At 28.4% G+C, this 25,690-nt stretch carries 20 protein-coding genes and 1 tRNA gene; 9 read left to right on the top strand and 12 right to left on the bottom strand.

Annotation, left to right across the window (positions count from 1 at the left end; genetic code table 11):
- Nucleotides 1-900 precede the first annotated feature (900 nt).
- Both KQI89_RS16885 and KQI89_RS16880 read left to right on the top strand, forming a co-directional pair.
- Nucleotides 901-1,446, top strand: coding sequence for a hypothetical protein (locus KQI89_RS16885; protein ID WP_216458082.1), 546 nt, complete (start codon nt 901-903; stop codon nt 1,444-1,446).
- 86 nt (nt 1,447-1,532) lie between these two features.
- Nucleotides 1,533-2,117 (top strand): YcxB family protein, encoded by a 585-nt coding sequence (locus tag KQI89_RS16880; protein ID WP_216458081.1) that lies wholly within the window; start codon nt 1,533-1,535, stop codon nt 2,115-2,117.
- 171 nt (nt 2,118-2,288) lie between these two features.
- Here KQI89_RS16880 and KQI89_RS16875 read toward each other — a convergent pair whose 3' ends face one another.
- The 7 genes from KQI89_RS16875 to KQI89_RS16845 all read right to left on the bottom strand — a co-directional run bounded on the left by KQI89_RS16875 (nt 2,289) and on the right by KQI89_RS16845 (nt 11,639).
- Nucleotides 2,289-2,873, bottom strand: coding sequence for an ATP-dependent Clp protease proteolytic subunit (locus KQI89_RS16875; protein ID WP_216458080.1), 585 nt, complete (start codon nt 2,871-2,873; stop codon nt 2,289-2,291).
- A 211-nt stretch (nt 2,874-3,084) separates the two neighbouring features.
- Nucleotides 3,085-3,936 (bottom strand): DMT family transporter, encoded by an 852-nt coding sequence (locus KQI89_RS16870; protein WP_216458079.1) that lies wholly within the window; start codon nt 3,934-3,936, stop codon nt 3,085-3,087.
- A 104-nt stretch (nt 3,937-4,040) separates the two neighbouring features.
- Nucleotides 4,041-4,748, bottom strand: coding sequence for a GNAT family N-acetyltransferase (locus KQI89_RS16865; protein WP_216458078.1), 708 nt, complete (start codon nt 4,746-4,748; stop codon nt 4,041-4,043).
- Nucleotides 4,749-5,057: 309 nt separating this feature from the next.
- Nucleotides 5,058-5,134: transfer RNA gene (locus KQI89_RS16860), tRNA-Arg, on the bottom strand.
- 137 nt (nt 5,135-5,271) lie between these two features.
- A complete protein-coding gene (locus KQI89_RS16855) occupies nt 5,272-6,639 on the bottom strand; it encodes an alanine/glycine:cation symporter family protein (protein WP_216458077.1) in 1,368 nt (455 codons plus the stop codon).
- A 200-nt stretch (nt 6,640-6,839) separates the two neighbouring features.
- Entirely contained in the window at nt 6,840-10,415 is a 3,576-nt protein-coding gene (locus KQI89_RS16850; protein ID WP_216458076.1) for an AAA family ATPase, read from the bottom strand.
- Nucleotides 10,416-10,424: 9 nt separating this feature from the next.
- On the bottom strand, nt 10,425-11,639 hold the full coding sequence (locus tag KQI89_RS16845) for a metallophosphoesterase family protein (protein WP_216458075.1): 1,215 nt from the start codon (nt 11,637-11,639) through the stop codon (nt 10,425-10,427).
- A 172-nt stretch (nt 11,640-11,811) separates the two neighbouring features.
- Here KQI89_RS16845 and KQI89_RS16840 point away from each other — a divergent pair, with 172 nt between their 5' ends.
- From KQI89_RS16840 to rbr, 3 genes are all read left to right on the top strand, one after another.
- Nucleotides 11,812-12,351, top strand: a complete 540-nt coding sequence (locus tag KQI89_RS16840) for a TDE2712 family protein (protein ID WP_032123264.1) — start codon at nt 11,812-11,814, stop codon at nt 12,349-12,351.
- Between the two features lie 176 nt (nt 12,352-12,527).
- A complete protein-coding gene (locus KQI89_RS16835; protein WP_216458074.1) occupies nt 12,528-13,400 on the top strand; it encodes a DegV family protein in 873 nt (290 codons plus the stop codon).
- A gap of 57 nt (nt 13,401-13,457) precedes the next feature.
- Nucleotides 13,458-14,045, top strand: a complete 588-nt coding sequence (gene rbr, locus KQI89_RS16830; RefSeq protein WP_032123266.1) for a rubrerythrin — start codon at nt 13,458-13,460, stop codon at nt 14,043-14,045.
- Nucleotides 14,046-14,118: 73 nt separating this feature from the next.
- Here rbr and pepT read toward each other — a convergent pair whose 3' ends face one another.
- Complete coding sequence (gene pepT / locus KQI89_RS16825) at nt 14,119-15,345, bottom strand: peptidase T (protein ID WP_216458073.1); 1,227 nt, start codon at nt 15,343-15,345, stop codon at nt 14,119-14,121.
- Nucleotides 15,346-15,507: 162 nt separating this feature from the next.
- Nucleotides 15,508-16,470 carry a 3'-5' exoribonuclease YhaM family protein gene (locus tag KQI89_RS16820; RefSeq protein WP_216458072.1) on the bottom strand — a complete coding sequence of 321 codons (963 nt, stop codon included), beginning with the start codon at nt 16,468-16,470 and terminating at the stop codon, nt 15,508-15,510.
- 475 nt (nt 16,471-16,945) lie between these two features.
- On the opposite strand from KQI89_RS16820, the gene KQI89_RS16815 reads away from it, so the two are divergent.
- Nucleotides 16,946-18,748, top strand: a complete 1,803-nt coding sequence (locus KQI89_RS16815) for a MutS family DNA mismatch repair protein (RefSeq protein WP_216458071.1) — start codon at nt 16,946-16,948, stop codon at nt 18,746-18,748.
- Nucleotides 18,749-18,907: 159 nt separating this feature from the next.
- Here the strand turns inward: KQI89_RS16815 and KQI89_RS16810 are convergent, their stop codons facing one another.
- From KQI89_RS16810 to KQI89_RS16800, 3 genes are all read right to left on the bottom strand, one after another.
- Nucleotides 18,908-20,275, bottom strand: a complete 1,368-nt coding sequence (locus KQI89_RS16810) for a CCA tRNA nucleotidyltransferase (protein ID WP_216458070.1) — start codon at nt 20,273-20,275, stop codon at nt 18,908-18,910.
- Between the two features lie 184 nt (nt 20,276-20,459).
- On the bottom strand, nt 20,460-21,107 hold the full coding sequence (locus KQI89_RS16805) for a PH domain-containing protein (RefSeq protein WP_216458069.1): 648 nt from the start codon (nt 21,105-21,107) through the stop codon (nt 20,460-20,462).
- Nucleotides 21,108-21,137: 30 nt separating this feature from the next.
- Entirely contained in the window at nt 21,138-21,686 is a 549-nt protein-coding gene (locus KQI89_RS16800; RefSeq protein ID WP_216458068.1) for a sigma-70 family RNA polymerase sigma factor, read from the bottom strand.
- Between the two features lie 178 nt (nt 21,687-21,864).
- On the opposite strand from KQI89_RS16800, the gene KQI89_RS16795 reads away from it, so the two are divergent.
- The 3 genes from KQI89_RS16795 (at nt 21,865) to KQI89_RS16785 (ending at nt 25,678) form a co-directional block, all read left to right on the top strand.
- Entirely contained in the window at nt 21,865-22,815 is a 951-nt protein-coding gene (locus KQI89_RS16795) for an AEC family transporter (RefSeq protein ID WP_216458067.1), read from the top strand.
- Between the two features lie 309 nt (nt 22,816-23,124).
- Nucleotides 23,125-24,603, top strand: a complete 1,479-nt coding sequence (locus KQI89_RS16790; protein ID WP_216458066.1) for a spore germination protein — start codon at nt 23,125-23,127, stop codon at nt 24,601-24,603.
- On the top strand, nt 24,596-25,678 hold the full coding sequence (locus KQI89_RS16785; RefSeq protein ID WP_216458065.1) for a GerAB/ArcD/ProY family transporter: 1,083 nt from the start codon (nt 24,596-24,598) through the stop codon (nt 25,676-25,678). The genes KQI89_RS16790 and KQI89_RS16785 overlap by 8 nt, the downstream gene beginning before the upstream one ends.
- The last annotated feature ends 12 nt before the right edge of the window (nt 25,679-25,690 follow it).

The raw sequence follows: 25,690 nt of genomic DNA, 5'->3' as shown, positions 1-25,690 counted from the left end.
TGGAATTACTCAAATATTCCCCCTTTGGTAAATTACTCATATTATCCAACGGACTATTTTCACTTCTAAAAAAAATTATTGCTACAACAATGAAAATTATTACCACACCAGAAATTATTTTAATTTTCTTCATAAACAAACCTCGCTATATTAATATTATTTTTACAACCACATAATGGTTGTATTTATCCAGTAAACTATCTATTATTATCTAAACATAAATTATCTGTTCCTAAATTCACATTTTTACTCATATCCTAACACAACTTATGCTATAACATCCTGTTACTTAAATTCTTTATGATCTCCTATGAACTTATTAAATTCAATTAAAACTTCAGCATGTGTTTTTATACTCTTAACCTTTCTTTTTTATTATTTAATATTACTGACTGTGTCAGAAGAAGTAATATGTTAATTAACTTCTGTGCCATAGTTATATTTGGCCTTTTTAAATCTATCTCTGACAGGCATTTTTGTAGCACCTATTTAATCCGTCACTTGCCAACTATTGCTATCCTTAGCATTTTATTAAAGACCTTAACTTGAATATCTATTTCCATTGAACTAAAATATTTAATTATTGAATATACTTTTACATATGATATATAGTAACATCTCCTATACAATAATATAATTTGATTATAAGTTATTGGAGAAGCATACTAAGTTACTGATTAATTAAGTCTTATAGAAATTATATTGAAAGAGTTATAATTAGGCACTTTATTATCCTTATATTAGCACTAATATAAGGATATGTAAATAAGCTTTTAGTTATATACTTCTTACTAACTTGTGGGCTTTGCAACTCCAGATTAACGCACCTCGTTTACAATATATACATAAAATGATATTATATACAAGTAGACTTATCTTTTAATGTTAGGGGGAATAGTAGTGAAAATATATTATAAAAACGCTCTAGAAGATTTGGTAGATTATAATGTTTATACTACAGAAAACTCATCTACTTTTAAAAAGTTTATTAAACTTTATACCTTAATAGTATGGGTTTTTCTTGGAATTGTCATTATCTTTGTTTATAAGATTAGAAATTTACTATCAACCGAATTGTCAATATTATGTATATTATTAGTAGGTTTACTATGGTTTTTAATTAATCCTGAGATGTATAAAAAAAGAGCGCGAAAGAGCCTTATAAAAAATGAGCGTAAAAAGCTAAAAGATTTTTCTCCCATGGATGTAACATTAACATTAAATGAAGAAGGGGTAGCAAAAGAGAGTAGATCTTCTCAATATAAAGTTATCTGGTCTAGCGTAGAAAATGTCAAAGTTATGGAATCTTACATATGTATCTACATAAGGTATTTAGGTAGACTTGGATACTTGATTGTACCTATAAAAACCTTTAAGGACCCTTCTGAAAAAGATACTTTTTTACAGATTTTTAAGCAATATAAAATTAATATAATTTATATATAACTGATAGTAATAAAAAGTAGTTCATAACTTATGTTTACAGTCTGCCATCTTTTACATTGAAAAGAATGTTTTTGGGAGTGATATCAATGAAAATATCTTATAAAAATACTAAAGAAGATTTGATGGATTTTATTGTTGATCTTGTTTATAATTCAGAAAAATATTTTAGTGATAAATGGAAGTTTACATTACAGAAAATTATATTATTATGTTTAATTATAGAAGGATTGATTTTTACTTATACTAAACATAACAAATTTTTATTTTATTTTATAGTATTAATATTAATACTATATATAATATTTATTATAACTAAACCTAATACCTTCAAAGATCGAATGGTAAAGGAGCTTGCTAAAAAAACTAATAAAAATATAAAAGAAGACTCTTTCACCAATACAACCTTAATATTGAGTGAAGAAGGAATATCGGTAGAAGATAGTTCTTTATCATATAAAACTCCATGGTCTAATATAGAAAAAGCTGTGATTACAGAAAATCATATATTTATTTACATAAAATATAGTAGTAATTTTAACCTATTTATTATCCCTCTAAGAACCTTTAATGAGCCTTCAGAAAAAGAATCATTTTTAGAAATCATTAGACAACATGATGTTAATATAGTAAATTCAATAAATTTTAAAAAACCAAAAGGGAGAAAAAATTAGATTATTTTCTCCCTTTTTCTATTTTTTTGTCTGTTTCCCGTTATAGGTCTTTGTATTTTTTGATTCTATAATTTCCACTCATGCATTATAATATTCTTTCAATCAGGTATTAATAATAATTAAAGACTTATTAATCTATATTTCTTATATATAGATTAATACTTTGATAAATTACAGATCCGCTAATTCTTCATATTTGGAAATAACTTTATTTACTATCCCATAATCAATTGCTTCATAAGCATTTAACCAATAATTTCTATCCGTATCTTTTTCTATTTTTTCTAATGGTTGACCAGTGGCTTCACTGATTATGCTATTGATCCTCTTACGTACTCTTAATATCTCTTCTGCTTCAATACCAATATCTGTAGCTTGACCGTTGAATCCACCTAATGGTTGATGTATCATATACCTTGTGTTTGGTAAAGAATAACGATCTTGCTTTTCAGCCGCAAGATAAATTGTTATAGCGGCACTTGCAACCCAACCAGTACCAATTACAATAACACGTGGCTTAATAAACTTAATCATATCATGAATTGTATCACCAGCTTCCACATGACCACCTTGACTGTTGATAAATAATTTTATTGGTTCATCGCCCATTTCTTGTAGAATTAAGAGTTGTGCAGTTATTTTTTCCGCTAAAGCTTGATTAATCTCTCCAGAAATTATGATTGATCTAGATTGTAATTGTTTTTCTAGTACTAAGCTTGAAGTTTCTTTTTCTTGTTTCTGCTCTTGATTGTTCATTATATCATTCTCCTATCCATTTAATATGTTTAAATTTAATGATAACAATATAATTATCATTAACTATATTTAATTTAATTAATTATACCACAAGCAGCCAAAAATTGTTAATTGTAAAATAAAAATCTCATAAAATTCTTTTTCAGAATAATAAGGAAGTTTATAAATTGTTTATTTGTTAAATTATTATACCTAAAGTTAACAATATGAATTATTTAGATTTAATAGTTGAGTAAAAAACAGTACCTAAAATAATAATGCCACCTATGATTTCTCTTAATGTTGGTATTTCTCTTAATAAAAAAGCACCAAAAAGTATACCATAAACTGGCTCAAGGCTTGATATAATACCTGCTGTTTGGGTTTTAATATTCTTTAAACCATTTATGAAAAGTGAATGAGAAATTCCAGTAAAAACCGTACCTAATAGGATAAGTAATAATATGTCTTTAGGTTGAAAAACTGGTTTTTGCAAAAATAAAAAGGGAATTAATATAATTGTTGCTACAAACTGTTCATAAAAAGCAATTACCGAACTTGAGTATTCTTTTACATATTTTCTATTAAGCATTGAAAGAATGGCATAAGTAAAACCAGATACTATTCCCCATAAAACTCCTTGAGTTAAATTGTTTCCCAATTCAAACTTTGGAATAACAAGTACTACTCCAAAGATTGTAACAATTGCCACCACAATATCTGATGGCTTAATTTTCTCTTTGAAAAAAGATGGCTCAAGAAAAGTAACGAAAACAGGAAATGTAGAAAATGTAAGTAATCCTATTGCTACTGTAGAAACTTGAATAGACTTAAAAAAAGTACTCCAGTGGATTGCTAAAATTACACCCATAATTACCAAATAAAAATAATGTTTTTGTTGCTTTAGTTTCATGTCTTTCTTAATATAAAGATTTATAATCAATAAAAAAATACTTGAAAAGAAAACTCTCCCAAAAACAATTATTATTGATGATAATGATAGCAATTTCCCAAATAAGCCTGATAATCCAAATAAAAAAACAGCTAAATGAATTTCTATTAGACTTTTATTTTTTATATTCACACAATCACCTCCTAAAGCAATCTAAAGTTTTTTTAATTATTGTTATTTATAGTACATTAATTTATTAATTCCTTACTTCACTAATGACAGATTTTATTCATGTATTATATGTCAGTTGCATAATATCCAACCCAAATAGGTGAAAACCCTACTTTGAGAGCAACTGTTGTTGATGCAATATTGGCACTCCATGTGGTATAGTATGGCAATGCGCCACGTCTTTCAATTTCATCAGCCAAAGTTTTTACAAGATAAGAGGCTAGTCCCTTATTTCGATATTCCGGTAAGGTATCTATTCCAATCTGCCATAAACTTGACATATAGTCATCAGCTCCAGCTATGGCAACAAGTTGGTTTTCTTTATATGCTCCAAATGCAATAACATCATTTTTGTAGTTTAATGCATTATCAAAACCTTTGTTAGAATATAAAGTATTAATATTAGTTTTATCAAAGAATTTATACTCAAAATCATTAGGTTTATAAATAGTTTCATTCTTATTTAGATATAGATATCGAGTGTGTTCACCTGCAAGCTTTTTCCCAAATTCTCTTAGTTTCGTTTCAATAAAAAATAAATTCTCCCCATCCATTATATCCTCTGCGGATGTTGTTGAAAAAAGCTCTATACACCAATTATAGATAGATGGATGTGCTTTAATAACTGCATTTTTCCCAAATGTAACTATCTCAAAAAACTTATTTTCTGATTTAATAAAAACATTTTTATCATCTTTAAAAACATTGCAATCACATTTCCAGTCCATTGCTAATTGCTTTTGTACAAAAGTTATTTTACTTGATTTATCCATTCTTTATTACCCCTCTTATATGCTAATATAACCATTCTTTAGTTTATAATATTTTACAAAACATAACTAATTACATGAAAATTATACCATGTTTTACTAAATAATTATTAGCATATTTCATTATTTGGGTAAACTATATTTGTAATAGAAATAGGCAAATTTTTAAATAATACCTATTTTTTATCCTGATCAACACGGTCCATTAAAGAAAAAGCCATGTGAAAATTAAATGATTTGTATATATGGAGGTAAAAGTTTATTTAAGAGCAAAACAAAAACCCTACAAACTTAGTGTTTGTAAGGCTTCTATGGTGCGGCGGAGAGGATTCGAACCCCCGACCAACTGGTTCGTAGCCAGCTACTCTATCCAACTGAGCTACCACCGCATGACTAACACAATCATATTAACATAAAACTATATATAAAGCAATATTTTTTGAATATAGTAATAAATTTAACCTACTCTATATTAGATAACTTATTAATAGGGTAAAGCTACTTCTAAAAAGAAGTAGCTTTATTATTATTCATAATCAATATAATCCTGTTTTAATGATTCATATTCTTTTAAGCTATTACTAACTTTAGATGATAAGAATATAAGGGCTATAAGGTTAGGTATAACCATAAGTCCATTGAAGGTATCTGCAAGCTCCCAAACTAGATCAACTTTTAAAGCAGCTCCTACTACTATACATATTAAAACTAGCAATCTAAATATATTCAAATGCTTGGTTCCAAAAAGATACTTTACATTTGCCTCTGCAAAGAAGTACCATCCTATTATAGTAGAGAAGGCAAAGAACAGTAAACATATAGCAATAAATATATTTCCAAAGTTACCCAAACTCTTAAATCCCATTGAAAAAGCATTTTGTGTAAGTTCAATACCTGTTACTCCTGTATTTAAAGCTCCTGTTGATAATATAACTAAGGCTGTCATTGTAAGAACTATAAATGTATCTATAAATACACTAACTATAGCTACTGTACCTTGCTCTCCAGGATGTTTAACCTTTGCTACAGCATGAGCATGCGGTGTAGATCCCATACCTGCTTCATTAGAGAATAATCCTCTTGCAACTCCATATCTAATAGCTTGTTTAACACTTACACCTATAGCTCCACCTAAAACCGCCTCTGGCTTAAAAGCTCCAACAAATATCATCTTGAAAGCTGGCAATACGTTAGTATAATTTAAAATTAATATAACAAGTCCACCTAGTAAATAAAATAATGCCATTATAGGTACAATCTTTTCAGTAACAGATGCTATTCTTCCTACTCCTCCTATAAATATAAAACCAGCAATTATTGCAATTATGATTCCTACTATAACAGGTTCAAATCCAAAGGCAGTGCTAAATGCTGATCCTATTGAATTAGATTGAACCATATTACCCATAAATCCTAAAGCAACTATTATAGCAACTGAGAAAAATCCAGCTAAATATTTATTATTTAAACCTTTACTTATATAGTATGCTGGTCCTCCTGTAATCTCCCCATCAACTCTTTCTTTAAATAGTTGAGATAAGGTTGCTTCTGCAAATATAGTTGCCATACCAAAGAAAGCACTTACCCACATCCAAAATATTGCTCCAGGTCCTCCTGATACTATAGCTGTTGCTGCTCCCGCAAGATTTCCTGTACCAACTTGCGCTGCTATGGCTGTACTTAATGCTTGGAAGGATGACATACCATCTTTTCCTGCCCTCTCTCCTTTTAGACTTAAACCACCAAAAACTCGCTTCCAACCTTCTTTAAACTTTCTAACTTGTACGAATCTAAGTCTAAATGTAAAAAATATGCCTGTACCACAAAGTAAGAAGGTTAAAATATAACTCCAAAAAATATCATTAATCTTTTTCATGGTGCTTAATAAATCCATAACTAATCCTCCTTTATTAATTATTAATAAGTTCTTAATAGTTTTGTTAAAAAATAGACATATTTATAATTTAATTATATGTTCAATAAAAAAAATATACCAATTCATTTTTCTGATAACATGAATTGATATACTTTATAATCATTTCTTAACATTCTGAATATATTGACTTATTTCATAAATATACCTAAAAAATATAATTATGTTAGTTCTATTTTTACAACACTTCCCATATCTCCATTAGAACCACTATCTACAATTAACTTTATAGGAACCCTATTTTTTAAATCTTCCACGTGACTAATTAGACCTATGGATAATCTATCTGACCTTAAAGTTTCAAGAGAATCTATAACCGTATCAAGTAAAGCCTTATCTAAACTACCAAACCCTTCATCTAAGAAAAAGAACTCTAAGGGTGCACTGCCTTTTAACTGAATTTGTGAAGAAAGGGCCAACGCTAGGGATAATGATGTTAAGAAGGTTTCTCCCCCAGATAAGGTACTTGCTGAACGTCTATGTCCTCCATTAAAATCATCTCTCATTACAAAGCTTCCTGAATCATCTAGTTCTAATGCATATCTTCCCCTTGTAATATCTTTAAGTCTTTTTGATGCCTCTATGCAGATATACTTAAGCTGACTTTGGGCTACAAACTCTACAAACTTGTTTCCCTCTATAAGCTTTGATAATTCATCTAGGTTACCACATAAATGAGCCATTTTCTTATGTTCCTTAATTATAGATTTCAGTTCCTTTAAATCTCTATCCATATCTTTTAATATCTGTTCTTTTGAGGCTATATCTTTTATTATTCCCTCTAATTTTTCTCCAAGATATAGATTTTTGTATTTTATTTCTTTCCAAAGCTCTTCCTTGATGTCTTCTCCTTTTAGTTTATCACTTATATTTTTAATGTTTGTATCCACTTCACTTAATCTTTTCTCATAATCTTTTATTTCAATTTCTAAGATATCAAGTTCTCTTTTATCTAAAATGAACTCTAAAGCTTCTTCCTTTGATAGAAACTCATTTTCTTCTAATGCCTTAATTAAAGATTGTTCATCCTTTAATCTTTGTTCTCTACAGTTTAATATGTTTTGTTTTAATGAAATAAATTTATCCTTTAATTCTTCTGCCTCTTTTTTTAACTTTTCTAAAAGTCCTTTTAGTCTAGCTTCTTCTGTAATTATATATTCTTTCTTGTTTATAACTTCTTTTATATAGTCACCTGCATCTTTTCCCTCTGTAAGTAATTCTTTTTCTTTAGTGTATTTATCTAAGATACTTCTTTTTTCTTTTCCTGATTCTTCTATCTTTGCTTTTTCTACTTCTAATAAATTTATCTCTTTTAAATATTCTTCACTTTGCTTTTGATGTTTTATTAAACATTCCTTTAACTCTTTAATCTTGTTTTGAATAATAGAAAATGATTTATCCTTTTCATTTATTTTTTTACTCTCTTCCACAAAGTCCCATAAAGAAGTATCTTTTCTTAAAACCATCAGCTCTTCTTCTAGTTTTTTAACAGAATACAATGCTTCTTCTAAGTCTTTTTTAGCAGCAATACAATTGTTTTCTTCTGAATTTATTTCTATTCTAACCTTTTCGTAATTAAGCTTTTTGCTTGATAAAACTTCTTTGCCTTCTTTTATTTCTGATTCTAAAATATTTCTTTCCTTTTCATAATTTTCTATAGCTTCTTTAAGCTTTAGATGCTCTTTCTTAAACTCATTATAATAACTTTTAAATTCCTCTATAGATGGTGCTTTTTCCTTTAAATTAAAAATTCCCTCTGAGTCTATATTTTCTAATCTATTTTCTATTAATTCTAACTCCTTTAAAGAGGATTCCATAAAGGTAGAGCTTTGAAAAATCTTAATCTCTATTTCTTTTAAACTAGCTTCTAACTTTAACAATTCTTTTTCAATTTGATCTTTTTCATCCTGTTTTTTTAAAAGTAAACTTTCATCTTTACTATTTGCATATCTTATATGATGAATAGATCCACAAACAGGACATGAATCCCCTTCTTTTAAATCCTTAGATAAGGTATAAGCTAGATTTTCCCTATTTAACTCTTCTATTTCTTCCAATGTTTTTCCTATGTTATTTTTTAAAACCTGGATTTCTTTTTCTATAAATTCCTTTTTACTATTATTATTCTTTACATCTTCCTGTAGATTTTTTATCTTCTCTTCTAAACTATACTTAGAGGTTATAATTTCTTCATATTGATTAAGAACCATTACATAGTAAGTATCCTTTTTTTCCATAGCTATAAGTTTATCTTTATGTCCTGGGAAATTATCTTCAATACTTTTCAACTTATTTTCTCTTTCTTTAATATACCCCTCTGTTTCTTCAATGAATTTTTCTAATACATCTTTCTCTTCCTTAAAAGTAATTAAATTTTTTTCTATTTCTTTAATTTTTGACTCTAGTTTAAATAAGTCCTCTTCTTTTTTTATTTTTTCCGTAGAAACTATAGATCCTTTAAATATCTTTTCTCTTATGCTTGGATCTATTTTTACTTCTTCTATTTCACCTTCTAATTTTTCCATTAATAAATCTTCATCTTTGATGCTTTCTTTAATACTGTTTTGTAGGGAATTTAAATCCTTTAATCTTCCCATTACTTTTTTAAACTTATCTGCTAATAAGTTTCTCTCTTTGGTAATTTCTAAAATATTTTTATCTAGGTCTAAGGCTCTCTGAAGCTTAGTTTGCTTTTCTACAAGCTTTGGAAGTTCTTCATCTTTTAAATTCAATGCATTTTCATACTGCCCCTTCATGTCTTCTAGCTGTTTTTCTAGATTTCTTATATTAAATTCCATAGAATCATACTGATTTTCGAAATTTACTAGAGCCTTTTCAGTATTTATATAGCTATCTATATAGGGTTTAACTAAAATAGCCTTTTTTCCTTTAAGAAGTTTTAGGGATTTTTTATCCATGGAATCCCTATCCTTTAAAAGTTCTTCCTTTAGGTTTTCATAAGTTAAAAGTTCTTTTTTCATTATCCAAAGATTGTTATAGTGCTGGTATTTTTTATCTACCTCTACTTTTTCATCTCTAACAGAACTCTCTTCCTTCTTTAAAGAGATTATTTCCTCTTCAAGTAATTTATAAGCTTCTTCTGACACTTCTCTACTAGTTATAGATTGAATCTGAGTGTTTAATACACTTAACTCTTCTGCCCTTTTTCTTCTTTCTATTTTAATTTTTTCAGATAAAGCTATTCCGTACTTTCTTAAGTTAAATATTCTCTCTAGCATATTTCTTCGCTCCACCCCAGAAAGTTTCAAAAACTCACTGAACTTTCCCTGTGGAAGCACTACAGACCTAGTAAAATCCTCCGCCTTAAGACCTATTATCTCTTCAACCTTACCTCTAACCTCTCTTGCACCCTCAGCTATAGGAACTATCTCCCCATCTATATTTTCTAAAAGTCTACAAGTCTTTAATTTATAAACTCCTTTTTTATCTTTATTTACTACTCTATCAGCTATATAAGTCTTTCTAGATCCTCCTACTCCTATTTCAAATTCATAGCTTACACTGACCCCATCACAAAAACTATTTATATATTCCCTTGAATCCCTAGCAATGTCTCCATAAAGAGCCATAGTTATAGCATCAAGTATAGTGGACTTTCCACTACCTGTTGGTCCAAATATTCCAAACAAACCTTTTGAAGTTAACGTTTCAAAATTAATTATCTGTTCATCTACAAAGCTATTTAATCCTTTTATAGCAAGTCTTTTAGGTTTCATATACTATCCCTACTCCTCTTCTTCCTCTTCATTAACTATGGATAAGAACAATTCTAAAAGCTCTTCACTTATATTGTAGCCTCTTTGATTTGAATAAAATTCTTTAAAAAGTTCTCCCATAGACTTTTCTCTTATATCTTCAATTTCTTCTATCTCTTCTTCTTTAGATGTTATATCTGGAATTATCTCAATTATATCTTTTTTATACTCATTCATAAGCTTTATATACTCTTGATTTATATATTCTTCAGTTTTTATCTTAAGATATACCCAAACATCCCTATTAGAATTTTCCTTACATTTTTCTATAGCTTCTGAAACACTTTCACACTTCCATATTTCAATGGGCTTATAATTTCTTAAGAGTATCTTTTCAACCTTAGCTTCTTCTCCTGCAGTAACTTCTACCTTATATACGGACTTAGAATAGTTGATTTCACTTTTACTATACTGAATTGGTGATCCAGAATAATAAGCATTCTTTGTATTTCCTACTCTTTGAGGCTTATGTAAATGTCCTAATGCTATGTATTGAGCATTTTTAGGTAAATTTTCTACATTTACCGCAAGACTTCCACCAAGTTCTATACTTCTTTCCGAATCTGATGTAATACCACCATTTACAAAGATATGTGATACAGCTAAATTTATAGTATCCTCTCTATACTTTTCTGAAAGATTAGAAAAGATTTCTCCTATTTTTTCTGAATAACTCATCATTCTTTCTTTATCATTATCTTCAAATATGAATACTTCGTTAAGCCTCTTTTCACTAGGATAAGGTAATGCTAATATTACAGCCCTTTCACCATTTAATTCTATTTCTATAAAACTCTCTCCAGAGTCTAAAACCTTACAACTGCCATACTCCCCTTTTTCTACATAGTTTTTGGGAGTTCCTAATATTATTATTCCATACTCTGAGGTAAGTGGGCTAACTGCCATAAGTCTTTCTGGGTTATCATGGTTCCCAGCAATTACAATTATAGGTCTTTTCCCATCATTACTAAGCTTTTTTAATGTATCGTAAAATAACCTTTCTGCCTTAGCTGGTGGATTACCATTATCATATATGTCTCCAGCAATTATAATCATATCAGCCTTTTCTTTTTCTACTATATCTATAAACTCTTCTAAGAACATCTTCTGTTCTTCTAATCTACTATTTTTTATTCCATCTAAATATTTCCCCAAATGCCAATCAGATGTGTGTATAATTCTCATAAATTATTCACAGCCTTTCTATAAAATAAATAAGAATTGTGGATAAGTCTCTTAAATGTTTATTTCTATGTGTATTAAAAAAATCCTTGTGAGAAATTAAGACAAAATTAAAGGTTTTTAAATTAATATTATAGAATACTATATAGAATCGTTTTCAAAGGAGGCTTTATAAATGTTACAAAATATAAAAGTAAATATTGATGTACTCGAAGCTATGCTATATTTCTGGCAAGCAACCAGTGAAAGAGAAAATGTTGCTGAGATGTTTTTCTATGATGTAGCTTCCATGGATGCTCTTAAGTTAGCTTACGATGATGAATTTAATGATGAATCAGTAAGAAAAGTATTAAGTGCTATAAAAAACAGAGAGCTTTTATCTGCTGGTACTAAAAAAGAAAAAAGATTTTGGAACAATAACATGTGGATGATGGAGGATTTAGAGTACACTAAGCTCATGATAACACCCTTAAAACAATTAAACTTAGATTATCTTGTGGATATCTTAAATAAAAAGGTACCTGAAGAAAAATATGAAACCTTAGAAGTTATGTTTTCTCCATTACACTTAGATGAGTACTTTATAAAAGAAAATAAGTTAGTAATTAACTTCTTTAGAGTAAAACCTAGCGATTTTGATGATAACACATTTATAGGTGATAAAGAATTGAAATCTTATATTGAAGAGAAGTTGGTAGAATTATTAACTAAATAAGACCTGAAAACCTTATATCTTATGCAATCTGAATTTATTGTATTGGTAAAAACTTGTTTAGCCTTAATTTATAATGGTATAATTAATACTAAACAAGTTTAATTTTTATTATCAATGAACCCTGATTTTGGCTTTATAATAATATTTTAAAAATAATTAATGTAAGGAGATTGTATATGAATATAGTTATAATTACAGATTCAAGCTGTGATCTTCCCTTGGATTATATAACCGAAAATAAGATCCCAGCTTTAGGTTTAGTTTGTAACTTTAAGGGAAAAGATTATATAGAAGACTTCGGTAAAACTCTAGATCATAAAGAATTCTATAATAAAGTAAGGGAAGGTGAGATGCCAACCACATCTCAGATAAATTCATATAGATTTGTAGAAGAATTTGAAAAACACATTAAAGATGGAAAATCTATAATTTATTTAGGTTTTTCATCAGCTTTAAGTGGTACTTATAATAGCGCTTTAATAGCAAGAGAAGAAGTTCTAGAACGTTATCCTAATGCTGATATAACTGTAATAGATACTCGTTCAGCCTCTATGGGGGTAGGACTTATAGTTCATTATGCTTATGATATGTTAAACAACGGTTTTTCTAAAGAAGAAATAGTTAACTGGGTTGAAGATAATAAGCTTAGAGTAAATCACTGGTTTACTGTAGATGATCTACACCATCTAAAAAGAGGAGGAAGAGTATCCTCAGCTAGTGCTATTGTTGGAACCTTACTTAATATTAAACCTGTACTTCATGTTAATAATGAAGGTCAATTAATTCCTGTATCTAAAGTAAAAGGAAGAAAAAAAGCTATAAGAACTCTTTTAGATAATCTTAAAGCTCATATTGTAGAACCAGAAAATCAAACTATCTTTATAAGTCATGGTGACTGTGAAGAGGATGCACTTTATTTAAAATCTCTTATAGAAAAAGAGTATAATGTTAAAGGATTTAAAATAAACTTTGTAGGGCCAGTAATAGGATCTCACTCTGGGCCTGGAACTCTTGCTTTATTCTTTATTGGAGATACTAGAAATACATAAAATAAAAGGCTTTAGCTAAAACTAATTAAGAAATTAATATAAATGGAGGTTATTTATATGAAAAGCTTAGTTGGAACTCAAACTGCTGAGAATTTAGCTAAAGCCTTTGCTGGTGAATCTCAAGCAAGAAACAGATATACTTTTTATAGTGTTGTAGCTGATAAGGAAGGTCATAAGCAAATAGCTGAGATATTTTACGAAACAGCAGATAATGAAAGGGCACATGCTAGAGTATTTTTTAATTTTCTTGTAGAAGGCTTAGGACACTCTAATATAAAAGTAGATACTGAATACCCTATAGGTTATGGAACCACAGAAGAAAACTTAAAATATGCCGCTGAAGGAGAAAAAGAAGAGTGGGGAACTGCTTATCCATCCTTTGCTGATATAGCTAAAAGTGAAGGATTTCCAGAGGTTGAATTTGCTTTTAGAAAGATACTTGAGGTTGAAAAAGTTCATGAGCAAAGATATCTTGATTTATTAAGTAGAATGCAAAATGGAACCCTTTATAAACAACCTAATTCCGTGAAATGGAAGTGTAGAAACTGTGGCTTTATATATGAAGGGACAGATGCTCCTAATATTTGCCCAGCCTGTAAACATCCTCAAGGGTATTTTGAGATTAAATACGACGGAATATCTTAATACTTCTAATAAAAAAAGGAATGAATTTTCTAAAGTATAAGCTTTTGAAAAATCCATTCCTTTTTTAAATTAATTACATTTCACTATAAAGTTCTACTATCTTTAATATAACTTCCACTGCTTTTTCCATAGATTCTTTGCATACATACTCGTACTTTCCGTGGAAATTCTCTCCTCCAGCAAATATATTAGGTGTTGGTAGCCCCATAAAGGAAAGTCTTGCTCCATCTGTACCTCCTCTAATAGGACGTACTATAGGAGTTACTCCTACTTCTTCCATAGCCTTAAAAGCTATGTCAACTACATGTTTTACTGGCTCTATCTTTTCTTTCATATTATAGTATTGATCTTTAACTTCAACCTCTACAATATCCATTCCATACTTTTTATTTAATTGCTCTCCTACCTCTTTTATATTAGCCTTTCTCTTTTCAAAGCTATCCTTATCAAAATCTCTTATTATATATTCTAATGAAGTTTGTTCCACTTCTCCTTTTACATTTGTTAAGTGATAGAATCCTTCATAGCCTTCGGTTCTTTCAGGAACTTCATTTTCTGGAAGCATTGATATAAATTCATTTGCTATAATTAATGAATTTATCATCTTTTTGTAAGCATATCCTGGATGAACATTTCTTCCATTAATAGTCACTTTAGCACCTGCCGCATTAAAGTTTTCATATTCAAGTTCACCTATTTTTCCACCATCCATAGTATAAGCTAAATCTGCACCAAATTTTTCTACATCAAAGTGATTTGCACCCTCTCCAATTTCTTCATCAGGGGTGAATCCTACCTTTATGGCTCCATGCTTTATTTCAGGATGTTTTATTAAATATTCCATAGCTGCCATTATCTCTGCTATTCCAGCTTTATCATCTGCACCTAAAAGTGTAGTTCCATCTGTAGTTATTAATGTTTTTCCTATGTACCCTTCTAACTCTTTAAAGTCTTTTGGAGATAATACTATATTTAAATCCTTGTTTAAAACTATATCTCCTCCTTGATAGTTTTCTACAAATTGAGGATTTACATCTTTGCCAGACATATCTGGTGAAGTATCCATGTGAGCGATAAATCCTATAGTAGGTACGCTTTTACTTAGGTTAGAAGGTAGTGTAGCCATTACATATCCATTTTTATCTACAGATATCTCTGTCATTCCCATAGCCTCTAGCTCTTTACCTAATTCTTTTGCAAGTACCATTTGTCCTTCAGTACTTGGTGTAGTTCCTGTAGTATCATCAGATTTTGTGTCGAACTTTACATACTTTAAAAAATTTTCTACCACTGTTGACATAATTAACACTCCTTTATATTAAAATTTAATTATTCTTATTAAATATTTCCTAATTCTGAGACTCATATTAATCATAAGCTTAGCTTATAGCCTTAATACATTTGTCTCAATTCATAATACGCTACTACTATGCTTTAATTATTGTTTATGCTTTTATATTAATTATTGTAATTTAGTTTTATATATCCTTCTATTTTCAAGAGACCACAATCTCTCTGAAAACTCACCTTCCTTTGTATCCCCCAAAACCTTTTTAATATCATACATTCTTGCATCTATAACATCTATAAAATGTAACATTTCAGCTTCAGCTATCATAGGTTTTACTGGACTTCCGTACTCTGGCTCATAGTGGTGTGATAATATAAGGTGTTGAAGTAGCATAGTAACTTCCCTATCAGCTCCAAGTTTTTCTGACACCACCTCTAATTTTTTTACTCCTTGAGTTATGTGGCCTAAAAGCTGTCCTTCTACAGTGTATTCACTTACTATACCAAAATTATTAGAATCCATTTCCTCAAGCTTTGACATATCATGTAATATTACCCCAGCATATAACAAATCTCTGTTTAAAAATGTATATATTTCCGATAGTTTTTCTGCTACATGAAGCATTGTCATAACATGAAAGAGAAGACCAGATCTTATAGCATGATGGTTCTTTTTAGCTGCTGGATAATAATATAACTCCTCTTTATTTTCTTCAAAGATATACTTTACTATATTTTTTATATCCTTATTATTAATATTATTGATATAGTTTAATATTTCCTCATACATAACCTCTGGTTTTAGAGGCGCTGTTGGCACAAAATCCTCTATATTTATATTATCTTCTTCAGTAATATTTCTTATTTTTTCTATCTTTAATTGAAGGGAGTTTTGCCATGATAGTATGGTTCCCCTCACCTTTACCACTGTATTTCCATTATATTGACCTTCATCTAAATTTCCTACTTCCCAAAGCTTTGCATTTATTTCCCCTGTTTTATCACATAGATTAAAATCTAAGTATTTTTTATTATTTGAATTAGTAGTTTTAGAATCTACAGATTTAATCATAAAGAACCCTTCTACTCTAATACCAGGTTCAAATTCAACTATATTTATGTTTTTAACTTCCATTTAATCATCCTCACTTTAACTTATAATTAATATATTTAATACAAATTACGGTTAAAATTTATAATTTATTTCATAATCTTACCTATATAATTATATCATACTTTATTGTTTTATAAGTCTCACTATTATATTATAAATGTTAAGATGGAAAGGATTTTATCACTATAAGCCTTCCAACTAAAATTAATATTAATAACACTCATAAATAAAGATTTTATTATATATTTATTTTTAATATTGTACAAATTGCTACTTATTTATAGAAAAGGATTAATAATGAGTATATAAATAAAAGTAAAAAATGTCACCAAATAATATGGTTTTATTACAACTAATTATGTTGATTATATTGTAATAAAAACTATATAATGGATATATATTTTAAAAATGTGCAGTTATAATGCTATCTATACATGTTATTATGTATTTTAAGCCATTAAGATTAAATACTAAACTAGGATTAGGAGGATCACCATTGGATAATTCATATGATTATTACACTAGTAGATTGAAAACTTATGAAGGTTTAATCCAGGAACAAAACAAATCAATAAAGCTTATACAGTATTTAAGACTTCTTACATTTATAGTTGGACTTAGTGTTACAATTTATACTTTTACTACTAAAAATTATTTAGTAAGTACAGGAGTCTTTATCGCTTCACTGATTCTTTTTATTTATCTAATTGATAAACATGATAAGGAATTTAAAAATAGAAGTTATTCAATAGCCTTAAAAGAGATAAATGAGAGATCAATAAAAAGAATAAATGGACAGTGGAAAACCTTTGAAGATCATGGTGCTGAATTTAAAGATAACCAACATACATATTCAGATGACTTAGATATATTTGGTACAAACTCATTATTTCAATGGATTAATAGCTGTAAAACATTTATGGGACGACAGATACTAAAAAATAGACTTACTCATCCACTAACAAATTCTGCTGATATAAGGAGTATACAATTATCCTTAATTGAGTTAGCTGAAAATTTAGAGTGGAGACAGTTTTTTGAAGCTGAAGGTATGGTCATAGCTAATCAATGTATTAACCCAGAAGAGCTATACAAGTGGGGAAATGATAGGAATGACTTTTATACTAAATCATGGCTTATTTTTTTAGTTAAGCTATTACCATGCGTAACCTTAATACTAATTGTTTTATCCTGCTTTACATCTCTAATAAATTTTAAATTGCCAGGTTTTATGGCATTTATTCAATTAATGATTTTATTTATTGGTGGGAAAAAAAGAATTGATGTATTTAATAATATTTATAAATATAAAAACAGTATAATTTTATATTCTAAGCTGGTAAGTTTAATCGAAAACAAAGAGTTCAAAAGTAATTATTTAAACCAATTAAAGAATAATCTAATGAATTCTCAAAATGAATCTGCAGCGAAATCAATAAAAAAATTCTCTTCTATATATAACAAAGTATCTGATAGAAATAATATGTTTTTTATAATAATTAATATATTATTCCTATTGGACTATCAATGTATGATAGAGTTTGAAAAGTGGAGAGTTAATTCAGGTAAGAACTTAGAAAAATGGTTTGAAGTTATAGGTGAATTTGAAGCTTTAAGTAGCATTTCAAATATTATTTATGATAACCCTAAGTGGACTATGCCAGTAATTAAAGAGGGTGCCTTTATATTAAAAGCCAATGAGTTAGGGCATCCACTTTTAGGTGAAAAAAGAGTAAGTAATAATATCACTATTGATAATAATAAAAATATTTTATTAATAACAGGGTCAAATATGTCTGGTAAAAGCACCTTTTTAAGAACTGTTGGTATAAATTTAATATTAAGTTATATTGGTGCTCCAGTATGTGCAAAGAAATTTGAATGTTCACTGATGAATATCTTTACTTGTATGAGAACAAGTGATAACTTAGAAAATAATATCTCTTCTTTTTATGCTGAAATATTAAGAGTTAAAATGATTGTTGAAAATGTTAAAAGTAATAAAAAAGTCTTTTTCCTTTTAGATGAATTATTTAAAGGAACAAATTCTATTGATAGACATGATGGAGCTAAAGCATTAATAAAACAGTTAGGTGACCAAGGAGCATCAGGTCTTATTTCCACTCATGACTTAGAATTATGCAATTTACAGTACAAGTATCCCAAAATTAAAAATTATCATTTTAAAGAGTATTATATAAACAATGAATTAAAATTTGACTATAGAATTCGTGAAGGAGTATCAACTACTAGAAATGCCTTATATCTGCTTAAATTAGCTGGTATAGAGTTAAAATAACTATAAAAAAGTAAATTATATTAATATCAAGTAAATATTATAAATAAATTAGCTTATATCTCTAACTTTCAAATCAAGATATAAGCTAATTTATTATGGTATAAAACTGTGCCTTTACATTATAACTTTAAATATCTTATTAATATTTAAAGTATATATCTATTTATTCTCAAGATATTTATTTGCTTCTGCTAACAATTCTTCTCTTTCATTTTGTATCTTTTCATCAATAACACTTTCTAGTAATCCATTTAAAATTATACCAATTTCCTTCCCTTTTGGAACACCCAAATCAATTAATTCTTTACCAGTGATGGCTAAATCTTTTAATGTTGTACAAGCATCTTCAGCCAGTACCTCATTTAAAATTGTTTCAATGGCATCAATTTTTTTTAGACTATTTATTAATTTGTCAGGAGATTGAGCTAAAACATCTGCTCTCTTTACTGAAAGTAATCTTTCAAACTGTTCTCTATTTCCATTTAATTTAGCTAACATCCTTTTCACACTTTTCTTTCTTGGTTCAATAATAGTATCATGATACTTAATTAATTCTAAAATATCTTTCAAGTCCTTCCCATTGACTCCTTCTGCACCTGTGATTTTCATTCTTTTGAAAATTTCAGATGTAATCTTAAAAGAAACCTCTGCATGACCATAAAAATGACCAATCCCTTGTTTATCAATAGTATGGCAACTTGGCTTTCCTATGTCATGAAAGAACATGGTTAATTTTAATATTAATCCTTCCGCATTATTTAATGCAGCCAGTGTATGTTTCCAAACATCATAAACATGATAAGGATTATTTTGTTCTAACCCCATCATAGCTTTTGTTTCTGGAATGATATATGCTATAATTTCTTTAAACTCATCAAGTATATTTACTGCATTTTTTCCTTGAAGCATTTTAACAAATTCTTCTGTAATTCGTTCTTTTGAAACATTGCTTAGAAGTTCTTTGTTTTCAAGCATAGCAATCTTTGTAGCTTCTTCAACTTCAAAACCTAATTTAGAGGCAAATCTAATTCCTCTTAAAATTCTTAGAGCATCCTCTTTTAATCTTTTGTCTGCGTTTCCAACACATCTTATAATCTTATTTTTAATATCTGATATACCGTTAAAAGGGTCTACAATACCCTGAAATTCATTGAAAAATATAGCGTTTTGAGTATAATCTCTACGACTTAAATCTTCTATTAAATTTCTTGTAAAAGCTACCTCATCAGGTCTTCTACCATCAGAGTACTCACCATCTATTCTATAGGTAGTAATTTCAATTTCCTCATCATCTATAATAATAACTACTGTTCCATGTTTTAATCCTATATTAAGTTGTTTAAATGATTTGAATACTGACTGTATTTCGCTAGGGGTAGCAGATGTGCATATATCCCAATCATTAGGTACTATCCCCATAATTGAATCACGAGTGCATCCCCCAACGACACCAGCCTCATACCCTGAATTCATTAACATTTTTATTGCTAAAGCAGGATTTTTTGGTATATCAATATTTATATTCATCTAAGGGTTCTCCCTTCTTTATGGTTTTTTAATTTTTCTAAGTTCTATAGATACCTCTGCTATGATTATAAAGTGTTGTTTTTAAAAAACCAAGTTTTTTGCAACTGATAATATTGAAATTTTTCTTTTTTTAATAAACTTTCTTTCTCCTATTTATCTTTATATTGGTATTTTCACAATTTTATTAATAACTAAGAATTGCAATAATACAAATTATAGCTATGATTAAAGGCATAAGCCAAATATAGTATGCGTATGCTCCTCGTCTTAACTTCTTAAGATTTTCTTGTATTTCTATATTATCAGTATCTTTAAATTGCTTTAGATAATTTAAAGCAGGAATATAATTATCATTGAATAATTCTAAATATATAGTTCTTCCACTTCTAGGAGTTATTTGAATTCTGTGATCAGATTTATTTTTGCAGTGCTTTATAGATTTTATTTCATTAAAGTAATATGCTTTGTAGTTTAATAATTTATATATAACATTAAAGTTCATTATAAAAATTCTTTTATTTGTTACTAGAATTCCTAAATTTACTCCTAAGTCACTAGTATAGATTCCAGATCCCCTACTTATTAAGGTGTGTAATGCAATAATCTCATAATTGCAACAGCTAAAAGAATGCTTAATCTCTTCTCCATCAAGTAAATCCTTACCTATCACATTCATTGATTCATTAAAATTCTTCTTACCTATTATGGTAAGTACTCTGGATTTCATAGCTTTTAAACTTTGCTCATCTAGCTCTGCCATTTCGTATTGCTCTATTTCTTCATCATCTAATTTTATATCATTTAAACTTAATAGATATTCCCTTGTACTCATAAAACATCCTCCATTTCCAATGAAAATTCTTTATATTTTTTCCATAAGTTTTCGAAGCTTTCTCCGCCCTCTGCTTAACCTTTTGTATATACTCATTGTTGACATTCCCATATTCTTAGATATTTCTTCCACACTTTCATCATTTAAGTATTTTCTTTTAAATATTTCACTATCTTTCTGACCCAATTCATCTAATACACAAGCTAATTGGTTACTTTCTTCCTGACTTATATAATTTTCTTCTATATCAGATTGTGAGCTTATTTGTACATCTTCAATATCTGTACTATCTAAAGACTTAACTAACTTTCTCTTATAATCTAAAGCTTTGTTTTTTGATATACAGATCAACCATGATTTAAAGTTTCCTTTTTCTACAGAAAAACAATCCATATTATCCCAAAGACATAGAAGTATATCATTTATACACTCATCTATGCTATCCCGCTCATGACTATTATTTAATACAGATGAAACCACATTGTATATCATAGAACCATGCTTTAATATAAAACCATCTAAGGCCTTATGATCTTTTTCTATGATACCTTTTATAATTTCTTTATCCTTATCATCCATTTAGTCTTAGCCCTCCTTATCTTGCCCTTTCACTATAATTACGAATAGATATCAAGTAATTTGACATTTATTTTAATTATATAAATAAACCTAACTAATTAAAAAAAGATTTTTAAACTCCATATAGAATTATATTTATAATGAATAGTAATTTTAAACTAAGGAAGGATGATTATTTATGGTTATACTTCAATCCCTGCAAAGTCTTTTTACTGTATTCTTTTTAATTTCTGTGGGCTTTTATTTAAGTAAAAAAGGATGGTTTAGTGAAGGCACTCCTAACTTATTTTCAAAGCTAGTTATAAGAGTGTCCCTGCCATCCTTTATGATATATAATCTTACTACTTCCTTTACTAAGGAAGCCTTAACAAAATCAATCTCAGGTATTTTAGTACCCTTTATTTCCATGGCAATAACTTATATTTTAAGTAAGATATTTATAGTCCTTTTATCTATACCTAAAGAAAAAAAAGGTACTTTTAGTACCATGTTTTTTCTATCTAACACCATATTCATAGGTCTTCCTGTTAATGTTTCCTTATTTGGAGAACAGTGTGTACCATATATATTACTTTACTATATTGTAAATACCTTTATGTTTTGGACCATTGGAGTGTATGGCATAAAAAAAGACAGTGGAATTCTAGAAGCCGGTGGTTTATTTAACCTAAAGTCAGTAAAAAACATTTTTTCTCCACCTTTGGTGACTTTTATTTTATCTATATTTCTTATATCATTTAATATAAAAATTCCTAGATTTCTTTTAGAAGGCTTTAAATATCTTGGAAACCTTACTACCCCCATATCAACTTTATTTATAGGTATGACATTAAGTACCCTTAGTCTTAAAGATTTTCATATAGGTAAGGACTCATTATTTATATTTATAGGTAGATTTATAATCTCTCCCTTAGTTACCTTTATAGTTATAAAGTTTTTTCATGTTCCTGATCTTATGGCTAAGGTATTTATAATAGAAGCAGCTATGCCTGTTATGACTCAAATAGCAATAGTTTCTAGAGCATATGAGGTAGATTATAGATATGCTACAGTTATGGGTACACTATCAAACCTAGCAAGTCTTATATTTATCCCACTATATATGATAATGTTTACTTATCTATTTTAACCTTATGCCTGAAATTATTAATTTTTTAATAGACTTTAAAGGGATTAACATGAAAGCTTAGGTTTAATGGTAATCCCTTACTATTTCATCTCTCCAATGAATTTATCCATGACTAAACGCTCTAATATTCCCATCCTCTTCAATCTTCAAAGTTGGAATAAAGAACGGTTATATCTTTGGATAACGATTTCTAAGCTTTAGAGATAGTAAAAGCTCCTTCTAAAGTTAGGAACTCTATTTATTAAGAGGACTTTCATTATTAAGGTATATTATTTTCATTATACATAAATACTATAGTTGGGTGATATTATGGATATTTTACTTAATAAACTTAATTCTATAGTTGAAGAGCTTGGAGTAAAAAATGAAGTGGTCTCTAAGAGATTTGTTATAGGAAAAAATAAAATAAATTCAATGCTTGTATATATAAATGGACTTTCTGATAAAACCGTAATTGATAGGGATATACTTAACCCCCTTATGACCAAAATTAACGTTGATATTGAAATAACAGCAAATATGGTTGAAAACATTTGTGAAAACTTTATACCTATATCTAATACAAAGGTTAGCAGTGATATTAATGAAGTTATAGAAGAGATAAAATCGGGAAAATCTATTATCTTTTTTCAGTACTCAGACCAATTTATAATTCTTGACACTGTTGGAGGCGTATACAGAACTATCTCTGACCCAGAAAATGAATCTTCTGTAAGAGGTACCAGAGAAGGCTTTGTTGAAAACCTTGAAGTTAATGTAAGTATATTAAAAAGAAACCTAAAAGATAAAAATCTACGTTCGGAAATGTTGAAGATAGGTAAAAGATCTGAAACTAATGTGTGCTTACTTTATATAGATGACATAGTAGATAAAGCTATATTAGAGGAATTAAAGGATAGGCTAAATAAAATAGATGTAGATTCTATTATAGATACAGGTACCGTAGCACAATACATAGAAGATAATACCTTCTCTCCATTTCCTCAATTTTATACCACAGAAAGACCTGATATTGTTCAAGCAAACATGTTACAAGGTAAAATTGCTTTAGTAATAAGTGGAGTACCAAATATTATGACTGCACCAGCTGTATTTTTTGAATTTTTTCAGGCTGTGGAGGATTATAATCAAAGAACTTTAGTCTCTAACTTAACTAGATTTCTTAGATCTTTAAGTATATTTCTAATAATAACTATGTCTCCACTATATTTAACACTAATAAGTTATAATGTGGAGCTTGTTCCCATAAAGTTTATACTTCCTATAGTTCAATCAAGAAGTGGAATTGCATTAACTCCCTTTCTTGAAATACTTTTTATTGAACTAGTTGTAGAGTTTTTAAGAGAGGGAGGACTTAGACTTCCCACTAGGATAGCCCAAACCCTTAGTATAGTAGGAGGTATAATTATTGGAAATACAGCAGTACAATCTAAAGTTGTAAGCCCCTCTACCTTACTAGTAGTCGGTACTTCAGTTGTGGCTACCTTCTTAATACCAAATTATCAAATGTCTTTAAGTATAAGGTTTTTAAGATTCCCTATGCTTATACTTGCAAATGCCATGGGTTTTTTAGGTCTATCTGTAGGCTGGTTCTTTATAGTGGTTCATTTATGCTCACTTACCAGCTTAGGTGTACCTTATTTATCTTTCTATAGTAGTGATATGAAAGATATACTCATAAGAGCACCTTTATGGCAGATGAATTTAAGACCTAAGTCTACTCCTATAAACGATATGGTAAGACAAAAAAACTTTAGAAATCTTTTTAGGAGAAATAAAAATGAATAATAAAGGTAAAATTACATCTTATCAGCTATTTTCTTTAATAATAGGAGGCTTTATAGGTCCAGGATTTCTTAAAATGCCTAACATACTTGCTCAAACTGCAAAACAGGATGCATGGATTGCTACTATAGTAGCATTAATATATCCTTTTACTATGATACTTCTCTGTTGCTATATTGCAAAAAGGGTGGGTTCTAGAGATATAATAGATGTTACTAAGGACTATATGGGAAAATACTTAGGCTCTATAGTTGGATTTTTATTTTTGTTACAATGCCTTATATTTACTGTTACTATAACTGGAGATTTAATATCTATATCTGAAACTTATGTGGTAGGATTTTTAACTCCTCTTAAAATAACTGTAATAGGCTTTTTTATATCTATTTATACAGCTTCTAAAGATATTGATACTATTTCTAAAGTAAATGAACTGATTGTATTTTTTATATTCATGTTAATTTTATTATCTCTTTCTTCATTTAAAAATTTAAATTTACTAAATATACAACCTGTATTAGGTAGTGGAATAAAAAATATAGCATTAGCCTCAAAGGATACAGCCTACTTCTACTTAGGAGCAGAGGTATTACTTTTCTTTAATAAATATGTTTTTCCTAGAGAAAATATATTGAAATATTCCTTACTTTCCATAGTATTTAGTACTATAATTTGGGTTTCAACTACTTTAATAACATTACTATTCCTAGGTCCTGACATAGTGCTAAAATCAAAGTGGCCTTTTATATATGTTTATAGCACAGTGAATTTAAGAATAATAAGTAACTTTATGTATATCTTTATATATATATGGTCCTTTATTATTTTTAATTGCCTTGGTACATACTTATTTATGGGACTTGAAATGTTATCCACCCTTACAACCTTAAAAAAAAGAAACTTAACTATTATATTAACACCTCTACTCTTTTTCTTTGCTTTAATTCTATATAAGCAAAAGTATAGATCTTACTTTATGGACATATTTTCTTCTTCTTATGTATTATTTAATTATATCTACGTTTTATCCCTTATCTTACTTATAAAAATAAGGGATAAAAAAACTAAGAATATATAAAAGGAGTATGCT

Origin of the sequence: Clostridium simiarum (assembly GCF_018919175.1) — a bacterium.
Classification (GTDB): Bacteria; Bacillota; Clostridia; order Clostridiales; family Clostridiaceae; genus Clostridium_L; species Clostridium_L simiarum.
Note: the sequence above shows the minus strand (reverse complement) of the source record. Positions and strands in the feature narration are given on the sequence as shown.